The following is a 2,328-nucleotide window of genomic DNA, read 5'->3' on the forward strand; positions in this document are numbered from 1 at the left end:
TCCGAACCCGGAAGCTAAGACCCACAGCGCCGATGGTACTGCATCCGGGAGGATGTGGGAGAGTAGGTCACCGCCGGACAATATTTACGGTTGAAAGACACCGGTTGTTCAGAGAGTAAGGCCCCGCTATTGGCGGGGCCTTACTTGTTTAACCAGGGAATGTCTATAGGTAATTTGGCCCCGGCTCGGCTTTCTGCGGATATAGCGGTTCCGCCTACCCCCGGCCTCGGATTCCACATACTGTGCCTAGCACACAGGCCGAACTGGTTTCGGCATGGTCACTCGCGAATCATCCCCAGGGATAGAAGCAGGAAGACCCCTATGAGCCATTATTCCTTTCCATCCGGCCCGCGGCGTCGGCCGGGGCACGGGCGCCGGCTACGCAGGTCACTCTTAGGTACGGCCGCCGCTGCGGCGCTGCTGCTGGCACCGTTCGCCGCACCCGCGAATGCCTCGTGGACAGAGCCGGACCCGAATGATCCGGCGCCGGTAGCCGGCACCAATGCGGAAGTCGTGACTACCGAGCTCGGGCCCGCTCAAAGGGTGCAGGCGTTCGTAGCTGACAATCCCACCCCGCCGGATCCCTTGACACCGTATCCGGAGGAGAACCCAGTGGGAGTGCCTGTGACCGGCCGGTTCGCGGGCATCATCATCACTGAGGATGCCGATGGCGGGATCGGGCAGATGTACTGCATCGACACAGCGGTGGAAACCATGGTCGGCATCGGCTACGTTCAGGGGGCTTGGGAGGAATCCAACGTAGCCAACATCGGCTACGTGAATTATGTCCTGAACAACTACTATCCTGCGAATCCCGCAGCGCCTGCGGGCTTAACGGCAAATCAGCAGGCTGCGGCGGTGCAGGGTGCGATTTGGTACTTCACCGACGGATACCTGGTCAATACATCGGAGACGGTCATCAGAGGCGCGGTTGAGGCGATCGTCGCCGACGCACAGGCCAATGGGCCCCTGGTGGAACCGCCCCCGCCGAACGTCACCGTGACTCCCCCGGCTGCCGCGGGTCCGGCGGGAGGCGTGGCGGGCCCGTTCACGGTGGCAGCGGAAGGAGCTGCGGAGGTTACCGTTTCCGTGCCGACCGGATACACCATGTTTGCCGACGCTGCAGGGACTGTCCCTATTTCGAGCGGGAGCGCTGTCACTTCGGGTACACAGATCTGGGTGGGTGGCCCGCCGGCATCCACCGACCCGGGAGTCCTTAGCGCCCGCGCTTCCGTCTCCGTCCAAACAGGCAACGTCTACCTCTACGACGGCGGCAATCCAGGCATGGATAATGCGCAACCCCTCATCCTTGCCGCGAACACGGTGTTGGAAGCCACTGCCGGGGCGACGGCGGAGTTCTTTGTAGCGGGAGACCTCGTGGTCAATAAGGTGTTTGCCGGCGGAGGAATCGGTAGCCAGGGCGCCATCACCCTCACCGTGGACTGCGGTGAAGCGGGGGCTTTTGTCTTTGACATTCCTGCCGGGACAGCTGCGCCGGTCAGCAACTCCGTGACAGACCTGCCGGTGGGTACGGTGTGCGCGGTGGCGGAAGAGGTGACCGGATCCACCGTGGAGGTAACGGTGACACCCGTACTCCCGGAGCCCGTGACAATCGCTGAAGGCGAAAACGTCCTGGAGGTCACTAACAATGTGGAATTCAACCCGGGCAGCCTGGTCGTGGCGAAAACCATCAGCGGCTCCGGTGCCGGCCTGCAGGACGACGTCGTGCTTCACATCCAGTGCGGCGACGGACTGATCGACGAGACCTTCGTGATCCCCGAGGAGACCACTGCGGATACCTTTACCCAGTTGTACGAAGGTATTCCGGCGGGAGTGTCGTGCCGGGTTTCGGAACCCGCGTCCGGAGCCAACGAGGACGTCACGGTGGAAACCTCAGGCACTGGTGAAGTGGCCATCCTGCCCGGACAGTCTCAAGCCGTCGAGGTGGTCAACGTGTATGCACCTGTGCCTTACACAGAACGCCTTCCGAAAACCGGAGCTGACGGTATGACAGGCCTAGCCCTGGCCGGCGGTGGAATATTGCTGGCCGGCGCTCTGCTGGTCCTGGGGCCATCGCGCCGGCGCCGTAGCTAACGCGGGATTTGCACCAATCCACGCCCAGCTGCAGCCGGGACCGGTCCTTTTCTTGGGCCGGCCCCGGCTGCGGTTTGGGTCGGTCCGGTCGATTTGCGGCCGGGTCGAAACCTGTGTAGAGTCTTCTAAGTCGCCGCGGCCGGGAGTTGGAAAACTTCACGAGCATGGCGGCCACACCACACCAAAAACATCCTGGTGATCCATCCTGCGCTGAGAAGCCCGGGAGCGGAAAGC

Annotated in this window: 1 protein-coding gene and 1 rRNA gene; both read left to right on the forward strand. The window is 62.8% G+C overall.

From position 1 onward, the window contains the following. Positions 1 to 79 (forward strand): 5S ribosomal RNA (gene rrf / locus QNN99_RS17395); the annotation flags it as partial. Positions 80 to 612: 533 nt separating this feature from the next. Further along, complete coding sequence (locus QNN99_RS17400) at positions 613 to 2,094, forward strand: thioester domain-containing protein (RefSeq protein ID WP_229968483.1); 1,482 nt, start codon at positions 613 to 615, stop codon at positions 2,092 to 2,094. Positions 2,095 to 2,328 lie beyond the last annotated feature (234 nt).

This window comes from Arthrobacter sp. zg.Y820 (assembly GCF_030125555.1).
GTDB lineage: Bacteria > Actinomycetota > Actinomycetes > Actinomycetales > Micrococcaceae > Arthrobacter_B.